The sequence below is a fragment of the Acidovorax sp. BoFeN1 genome (assembly GCF_003345135.1).
GTDB classification, from domain to species: Bacteria; Pseudomonadota; Gammaproteobacteria; order Burkholderiales; family Burkholderiaceae_C; genus Acidovorax; species Acidovorax defluvii.
This window is the reverse complement of the sequence record NZ_QOZT01000041.1, coordinates 23817-32520: the sequence shown is the minus strand read 5'-3', so window position 1 is coordinate 32520 and position 8704 is coordinate 23817. Positions and strand designations below refer to the sequence as shown.

The 8704-nt window shown below is 63.6% G+C and carries 7 protein-coding genes and 1 pseudogene; all 8 read left to right on the top strand.

Annotated elements, in window-relative coordinates; all coding sequences use genetic code 11:
• Positions 1-528 (top strand): annotated as a pseudogene (locus DTW89_RS19750) (P-type conjugative transfer protein TrbL); the annotation flags it as partial.
• Positions 529-541: 13 nt separating this feature from the next.
• Positions 542-1249, top strand: a complete 708-nt coding sequence (trbF, locus tag DTW89_RS10845) for a conjugal transfer protein TrbF (protein ID WP_114655960.1) — start codon at positions 542-544, stop codon at positions 1247-1249.
• On the top strand, positions 1246-2253 hold the full coding sequence (trbG, locus tag DTW89_RS10840) for a P-type conjugative transfer protein TrbG (protein ID WP_114655959.1): 1008 nt from the start codon (positions 1246-1248) through the stop codon (positions 2251-2253). Before trbF ends, trbG begins: the two co-directional genes overlap by 4 nt.
• A 2-nt stretch (positions 2254-2255) precedes the next feature.
• Positions 2256-3536 (top strand): TrbI/VirB10 family protein, encoded by a 1281-nt coding sequence (locus DTW89_RS10835; RefSeq protein WP_114655958.1) that lies wholly within the window; start codon positions 2256-2258, stop codon positions 3534-3536.
• Positions 3533-3757 carry a DUF2274 domain-containing protein gene (locus tag DTW89_RS10830; protein ID WP_114655957.1) on the top strand — a complete coding sequence of 75 codons (225 nt, stop codon included), beginning with the start codon at positions 3533-3535 and terminating at the stop codon, positions 3755-3757. The genes DTW89_RS10835 and DTW89_RS10830 overlap by 4 nt, the downstream gene beginning before the upstream one ends.
• A gap of 148 nt (positions 3758-3905) precedes the next feature.
• A complete protein-coding gene (locus tag DTW89_RS10825) occupies positions 3906-4985 on the top strand; it encodes a helix-turn-helix domain-containing protein (RefSeq protein WP_201740991.1) in 1080 nt (359 codons plus the stop codon).
• Positions 4985-5881: an antitoxin gene (locus DTW89_RS10820; RefSeq protein ID WP_114655955.1), complete on the top strand. Its 897-nt coding sequence runs from the start codon at positions 4985-4987 to the stop codon at positions 5879-5881. The genes DTW89_RS10825 and DTW89_RS10820 overlap by 1 nt, the downstream gene beginning before the upstream one ends.
• 170 nt (positions 5882-6051) lie before the next feature.
• The gene (locus DTW89_RS10815) at positions 6052-8694 is read left to right on the top strand and encodes an AAA family ATPase (protein WP_114655954.1); all 2643 of its coding nucleotides are present in this window, start codon (positions 6052-6054) and stop codon (positions 8692-8694) included.
• The last annotated feature ends 10 nt before the right edge of the window (positions 8695-8704 follow it).

Below are 8704 nucleotides of genomic sequence, written 5' to 3'. Positions count from 1 at the left end.
GCGCTGGGCGCCGCGGGTCTGGCCGTCGCCGGTGGGGCAGCCGTGGCGGGCGCGGGGTCCGCGGTCGCTGCGGGTGCACGCATGGCGCCCGGCGCAGCGCGCTCGGCCATCGGTGGCGGCGCCTCTGCGGCGCGGACCGCTCAGGCCGTGGCTGGCAGCGCGAAGTCGGCCTACCAGGCCGGTGCTGTCGCGTCAGGCGCCAACGGACTTCGCGCGGCTGGCGCGGGCATGGCCAATGTCGCCAAGACGGGGGCAAGTGCTGTGGGCCAGCGGGTCGCGTCCGGCGCCAAGGCCGTGAAGGACCGCGTCGCGGACTTCGTCTCCGAGGCCGCTGCGCCTGCAACTGCGGCTTCGGGCGTTGACGCTGGCGAATCCAGTTCTCCGTCTGCCGAGCCTGCATGGGCCCGGCGCATGCGCCGCAGGCAGCAGGCGAGCCATGCGGCCACGACGGCGATCCACACGTTGCGTTCGGGCGACCACGGCGGCAGCGGCGCCAGCCCGAGCCTGCGCGACAGCTCGAATTCCTGAAAGAGAGGCATCCATGCGATTCAAACGACCCCAGGTGCGGTACTCGGACACGCCCGAGCCAGTCACTCCGTACCAGGCCGCCGGGCAGGCCTGGGACCTGCGCATCGGTTCGGCCCGCGTGCAGGCGAAGAATTGGCGGTACATGGCCTTTGGCTGCCTATCGCTGGCCGTGCTGATGGCGGGCGGTCTGGTCTGGCGTTCGGCGCAGTCCATCGTGACGCCCTACGTCATCGAGGTGGACCAGGCCGGGCAGGTGCGCGCCGTGGGCGAGGCGGCCACACCCTACAAGCCGAGTGACGCACAGATCGCCTTCCACCTGGCGCGCTTCCTCACGGACGTGCGTTCGCTCTCGATCGATCCCATCGTGGTGCGCCAGAACTGGCTCGAGGCCTACGACTACACCACGGACAAGGGCGCGGCGACGCTCAACGACTACGCGCGCGCGGCGGATCCGTTCTCGCGCATCGGGCAGCAGTCGGTGGCTGTGCAGGTCAATAGCGTGGTGCGGGCCAGCGACGCGTCCTTCCAGGTGCGCTGGACCGAGCGGCGCTATGTGAACGGCGAGGCCGCAGGCCTGGAGCGCTGGACGGCCGTGCTGTCCATCGTGCTGCAGGCACCGCGCAGCGAGGAGCGGCTACGCAAGAACCCATTGGGCATCTACGTCAACGGCCTCTCGTGGAGCCGGGAACTCGAAACCTCCGAAGGAGTGAAGAAGCCATGAAAACGCAAAGCCGTATCTGCGTACTGTCGGTGACTCTGCTGGCCGCCCTGGTTGCTGGCTGCGCCTCGCAGAGAAAGCCACCGCCGGCGATTTCGCTCGATGAACCCGTGAAGGCCCAGCCGCTGCCCGAGCCGCCCAAGCCGGTCGAAGTCGTGACCGTGCACCAGGTGCTGCCGATGCCGGCGCAGATGAAGCCGTTGTCCGAGATGGGCGAGGCGAAGCCTGCTGCCGAGCCGAAGGATGAAACAGTGCGCGTCTCACGCGCCAACGCCGAGGCGCGCATCGCGCCCACGCGCGATGGCTATGTCAACGCGATCCAGGTCTGGCCCTTCACCGATGGCGCGCTGTACCAGGTCTATGCGGCGCCGGGGCGCGTGACGGTGATTTCGCTGCAGGCGGGCGAGGAACTGGTGACGGTGGCCGCCGGCGATACGGTGCGCTGGATCGTCGGCGATACCGCCAGCGGTTCCGGTGCGGACCTGCGGGTGAACGTGATGGTCAAGCCGATCCGCTCGGGCCTGAAGACCAATCTGGTCGTCACCACCAGCCGCCGGACTTATCTGTTGGAGCTGACCTCGACCGAGAAGGCCTGGATGGCGTCGGTGTCGTGGGAGTACCCGAAAGACAAGATGCTGGCCTTGCAGCGGCAGGCGCAGGCCGCCAGCGCCGCAGCACCAGTGGAGTCGGGCCTGTCGCTGGAGAAGCTGCGGTTCCGCTACGTGGTTAGCGGCAGCCATCCACCCTGGAAGCCACTGCGCGCCTTCGACGATGGCGAGAAGGTCTACATCCAGTTCCCGGCGGGGATTGCCCAGGGCGAGCTGCCGCCGCTGTTCGTGATCGGCGCGCAAGGGGATGGGCAGCTCGTGAACTACCGCTTCCGCTCTCCGTACTACGTCGTGGACCGGCTGTTCGGCGCGGCCGAGCTACGCCTGGGCGGCGACAGGGGCGATGTGGTGCGCATCGAGCGCAATGACGGGGTTGCGGGCGCTGCGCGGAGGAACTGAGCATGAGCCAGAACGACACTCCCGACCTGGCCGCGCCGTCGGCGGGCAAGGTCGCCCCCGAGGCGGTGGCGCTGCGTGCGCAGCCGCGCCCCGTCACGCGCCTGAACCGCCGCACGCTGGTGGCGCTCGCTGGTGGCCTGTCGCTCGCTGTGCTGGGCGCGACGATCTGGTCGTTGCAGCCGGATCGGCGTGGCGCTGGCGAGCAGACCGAGCTGTACAACGTGGACCGCGTCTCGAAGTCGGAAGGGCTGGATCAGCTTCCCGCCGACTACTCCAAGCTTCCGGCGAAGGTGCCCCAGCTGGGGCCGCCGCTGCCGGGCGATCTGGGGCCGGCCATCGTGAAGTCACAGCAACCGGTGACGCCGAGCTACGCGCCGCCGGGGCATGATCCCGAGGATGCGCGGCGCAAGGAAGCCGAAGCGGCAGCGGGTTCGTCGGTGTTCTTTCGGTCGGGCAGTCAGCGCACGGCCACAGCCGCACCGGCAGCGCAGACACGGGCGGCTGCATCCGGCGCACTTGCATCCGGTCTGGCCGGCTTCGACCCGCTGGCCGCCGGGCCGGCCTCGACGGCCGCACAGCCCGCCGACCCGACCACCGCACAGAACCGGCAAGACCAGAAAGAGGCGTTCCAGAAAGCCGGCTCTACGGAAACACGCAATTCCGGAAATCTCCAGATGCCGGCCTCGCCGTACCAGGTCATGGCGGGGACGGTGATCGCGGCGGCGCTGGTGACAGGCATCAAATCGGACCTGCCGGGCGACGTGATCGCCACGGTGACGGAACCGGTCTATGACACGGCCACTGGCAAGTTCCTGCTGATCCCGCAGGGTTCGCGCATCCTGGGCAAGTACAACAGCCAGGTCAGCTATGGGCAAAGCCGCGTGCAGATGGTGTGGAACCGGATCATCCTGCCCGATACCTCATCGCTGACGCTGGACAATCTGGTGGGCACCGACCCCGCCGGCTACGCTGGGCTGGAGGATGACGTGGATCGTCACTGGGGGCGCATCCTCGCCGGCGCGGCATTGACCACGCTGCTGGGCGTGGGCGCCGAGCTGGCCGCGCCGGAGAACCGTCAGGACGGCAACCGCATCATCATTGCCGGGCGCGATGGGCTGCAGGACAGCGTGAACCAAGTCGGGCAGGAGATGACCCGGCGCAACATGAACATCCAGCCGACGCTGACGGCACGGCCGGGGTTGCCGGTGCGGGTGGTTGTGGCCAGAGATTTGTCACTCCGGCCCTACCAGCCCTTGTTCTTTCAGCGCGGAGGTGCCCGATGAGCACGGCCAGAAAGTTGCGGCTCGGGCCGCTGCCGTCCTATGCCAGCGTGAAGCTGACCTTCACCTGCTCGACCAGCTTGAAAGCCGACCTCGACCGCTACGCCGCGCTGCACGCGCAGACCTATGGCGAGGCGGTCGATGCGGTGGCGCTGATCCCGCACATGTTGGAGGCGTTCATGGCGAAGGACCGGGTCTTCCGGTCCCCGGCTCAGAGACGGTAGCTGTCGTCGTGACCTTCTTCCCCTTCGACTAGGGTGGCGACGGCGAATTGAGAGCAGAAGTGGCCGATTCGCTGAACAGCGAAAATTGCCTCGCTGTCGAATATTCGACGCAATGGTATTATTCGCTGAACAGGGAATAAGTCTCCTCATGATCGAATCGACCGCCACCGAACATGCTCTGATCGAGCGGTTCCTGGAAGCACTCCGGGAGCTGCCGGATGTGCGCGCCGAGCTGGAGGTGCTGGAACCGGCCTTGACGGCTCCTTACCGGGTCGATGCCGAGATCCATCTGAGCGTCGCCGGCAAGACCATCGTCCTGTTGGTCGAGGCGAAGAAGACTGCGTATCCTCGGGATGTGCGCCAGGTGCTGTGGCAGTTCAAGGCGTTGCGTCAGGCATACCCGTCCGACGTCCAGCATCTGCTGGTTGCCGAGTCCCTTTCGCCGGGCGCGAAGGATCTGCTCAAGTCCGAGCGCGTTGGCTACTACGACAGTGGCGGCAGCTTGTTTCTCCCGGCCCCTGGGGCCTACGTGTACATCGACAAACCGCCACCGAAGACCCTTGAGAAATCGGTGCGCTCATTGTTCTCAGGGCGCCGCGCGCAAGTGCTGCTCGCGCTTCTGGTTCACCATCAAGACTGGTTCGGCGTCACCGAGGTGGCCGAGCGGGCCCAGGTGGCGCCGTCCACCGCTTCTGATGTACTGAGCGAACTGGAGCGGTTCGATTGGCTCGAGTCTCGCGGGCAGGGGCCAGGCAAGGAGCGCCATCTGCGGGAACCTGGCGAGCTGCTGGACGCCTGGACCAGGCAGCTCGCTGGATCAACCGCGCCGGTGTTGCGGCGCTATTACGTGCCCGGTCTGAAGTCTGATGCCTTGCTTCAGCATCTGGGCGAAGTCTTCGACGCGCATCAGGCAATCTACGCGGTGAGCTACGAGGCCGCCGCGCAGCGCTATGCCCCGTTTCTGTCTGGCATCTCGCAGGTGCGCACTCGGCTGTTGCCGGGAGCGGGCGCCGACGCCGCGTTGGCAGAACTGGATGCGCGTGCCGTCACCGAGGGCGCGAACCTCGCCATCATCGATACGAAATCTACGGGAGAACTACTGTTCCGCGAGCAGGTTGATGGCGTATGGCTGGCGAGCCCCGTGCAGGTCTACCTCGACCTGTTGCGGGGTGAAGGTCGCGCCAAGGAGATGGCCGAGCACCTGCGGCGGGAAAGGATGGGTTTCTGATGGCCAAGCCCGCAACGTTCGATGGCTACAGCAATCAGTACACCAGTGATTGCGAACGCGTCCTCGTAACGCTTCTGCGCGGGTTGGGGCCGTGGAAGGACTCGGTCTACCTGGTTGGCGGACTCACACCACGTTATCTGGTGAAGGCGCGGCCTCCTGTCGTGCCGGCACACGCAGGCACGATGGACGTCGACATCGTGATCGATCTGCAGATCCTGGCCAACACGGACGCTTATCACACGCTCGAAGAGAACCTGAAGAAGATGGGCTTCGAGCGTGCCGAGAACGACAAGCAGCAAAAGCTTTCCTGGCGTTGGCAGGCCCGCACCGAGCATGGAGCGCTCATGGTGCTGGAGTTTCTGGCGGATGCGCCGGAGATCGCTGGAGGCCGAGTGCAAACGTTGCCGACCGACGGGACGATCTCGGCCATCAACATCCCGCACTCGTCAATCGTGTTCGACCTGCACGAGGTCACCGAGATCGAGGCAGAGCTGCTGGGCGGCGACGGGATCGCTGTCGAAAAGATCAAGCATGCCAACCTGATCAGCTTCACCTGCCTGAAGGCGTTTGCGTTCGACCAGCGTTTCGAGCGCAAGGATGCGCATGACCTGATCTATTGCCTGGAGCATGCCCCCGAAGGTGTCAGCGCGGTGGCGCAGGCGTTTCGCGAGGCGCTTGAAGGCAAGCACCGTGATGTGGTGAAAAACGCGCTGGACCTGTTGCGTGCTCGCTTTGCGCAGGTGGGCGAGACCGAGGGTTATCGCAAGGACGGTCCGGTCGCGGTGGCCAAGTTTGAACTGGGCGAAAGCGACGAGCCGGAACAGCGAGAGGCAAGGGTGCTGCGTCAGCGCGAAGCCACTGACGTAATCGAGCAACTTCTCGCGCGGATTGGATAGGGGGCAACGTGGCAATCAAGGCAATTTCTTTCGGCACCAAAATGCACGTGGATCCGGCGATCCCAGGACTCAGTGGCGCAAGGCGTGATGCGACGGCGTTGTGGGCGTTGTCCATCGTTGATAGCCGTGTTGTTTCGGCCAAAGACGCTTGGAACTAGGGCTTGGGTGTCATGACGCAACCGACGTTTAACATCTTCGATGCCTTATCCACTTGGGGCAAGACACTCCCTGGCTGGCAACATCTCCTACTAGGGAAACTTGTAGGGACGGTCGAAATATCCGATGAAGCCCTTGATGAGGTCTTTGGCGAATACCTGATCGATCTGGACCTCGCTGGCAAAGAGGCGAAGCGTGTGGTCTGGGACATGGCGTTACCCCAGTTCCAGGCGGGCACGCCGGCGTTCTCCAGTACTTTGACTGCGTTGACCTCGGTGTCCGGGGTCAATGCTCTTGCTGCCGGTGAGACGTTGAGCTTCGGTCCCAAGCTCACGGTGATCTACGGCCCCAACGGTGCTGGCAAGTCCGGATATGCGCGCGTGCTGAAGTCCGCGTGCTTCACGCGGTCGAAGGACACCGGGATCCTCGGCGACGTAAAGCTCGCAAAGAGCAAACAGCCCAAGCCAACGGCGATGTTTTCCTTCGCCGACGGTTCAAGCATCGACTTTGTTCATCAGGAGTCCTGTCAACGGCTGCGTGACGGTTTCGCCGTCTTCGATTCAACCTGCGTTCGTGTGCACCTAGATGATCGCAATGCATTTCAGGTCATGCCGTATCTGTTCGACGTTTTTCCTCGAATGGTGGGGGCGTTCGGAAAGCTGCAGACCAAGCTGCGGGACGAGATCACGCGGCGAACGCCGGAGCCGGACAAATTTGCCATTCAAGACCGCAAGTCCGAGGTAGCTACCGCTCTCTCTGTGCTTAGCGCACAGACGGATCTGGCGCGGTTGAAAGAACTTTCTGTCTACGGTGATGCCGAGGCAGCCCGGCGTTTGGCAGTCGAGCAGCAGCTCACGGAATTGCGGACCACAGATCCGAAGGAAATCCTCAAGAAGAACGAGCAGCGCATCACCGATTTGAACGCTGTCAATGCATCCATCGCTTCCTTGGCGGTAGGCGTCAAACCGGCGATAGCAGTCGATATTGCTGAATCAGTTGCGCAGATCGGCTCGCTGGTCGAGCAAGGGGCTGCATTGTCTGCCGCCCGGTTCGGCGGAGAGCCGGTGCAGCCCGTCGGAACTCGAGCATGGCTGGATCTGTTGTCTGCTGCGATCACCTACAGCAAGGAAGCCTACCCGGACGATACGTTTCCACCGAAAGCCGAAGACGCGCGCTGCGTGTTGTGCCACCAAGTGCTCGACGCAGACACTGCGGATCGTCTTTCAAGGTTTTATCAGACCGCCACCAGCGACGTCGAGACGCAGTTAGCCGCCGCTAGGCGAAAGCTGACGGGGTACCGAGACGACTTAGGCAAAGTGGGGCTGACTTTCTTCGCTGAAGAGAGCGCCGCGCGGCGCACAGTGCAAGAACTCGATATGGCCTTGGAAGCAGACATTGCGCGCCATGTGGAAGGATTTCGACTAGGTGTTGATGCCCTGATCCAGTCGGCGACGAACGAGTCGGTTCCGGGATTGTCCTTGCTGACACATGGCTCCGTTTCGGAGCGTGTTGCTGCGCTGGTGACACGCTTGCAGCAGGACAATGAAAAGCTCCGGTTGAGTGATCCCATGGCGCTAATCGAGGCGCTATTGTTGGAGCAGCAACTGCTCAAGGATCGGCATTACCTCTCCGACCACTACGACGACATCGTGGCTGCAGTCGAGGACCTGAAATGGGTGGCGAAGGCCAATGTCTGCCTGCGCGGTCTGCCAGCAATCCAGCGTGAAGTCACGAGCAAGCAGAAAGCGTTGGCGACGGAGCTTGTTGCGCAAGGATTCATTGAGCGCTTTACGGAAAACTGTAAGGCGCTGAGATTGGCTTTGCCGGTCCAGTTCCGGTTCGCCGGCGAGGCCGGCAACACGGATCGCAAGATTGAGATCGCCAACGCCGGGGTGACTGGGGTCGATCCGTCCCAGGTGCTTAGTGAGGGTGAGCAGACGGCAGCAGCACTGGCGGATTTTCTGACAGAGGTCGAGCTCAACGGAACCTGTGTTGGCGTCGTGTTCGATGATCCAGTGACTTCCATGGACCATGTGCGCAAGGAATCGATTGCCCAGCGCCTAGTGGACGAGGCCGCGCGACGGCAAGTCATTGTCTTTACGCACGACATTCTCTTCACGAACTATCTGGCGGCAGCGGCCGAGGAAAAGGGTGTGGCCTTTGCCGGGCGTACCGTATGGCGCGACGACGCCAATGCGCCCGGCGCCATCGACCGGCTCGCGTTTCCGCACGAACACTACGAAGGCGCCGCACATGATCGGGCGAAGAGGCATTTCGAAGCTGCGCGGACATTGGTGGGTGAGCCGCAGCGCGATGCGCTAGAGAAGGCCTGTGGGAGCTTGCGAACGGCCTATGAGGACTTCATCCAGAAAAAGCTGTTCAACAACGTCGTGCGTCGTTGGCGCGAGAACATCACGTTCACGCTCGACCAAGTTTTCTTCGATGAAGGGATCGCAGTTCGTGTGCATGATCGTATGGGGGCGCTGTCGCGCTACATCGACGCTCATTCGCATTCCGAGGACTTCCACGAGGTACCGCTCACACTTGATGTGGTGACCAACGAGTTGGCCCAGTTCGACGCTATCAAGTCCGACTACAGCAGGGCTCGCAAGGAATGGGAGAGATCTAAGCCAAAGGCTGCGGCTGTCTTTAGTTGACAAATCTAAA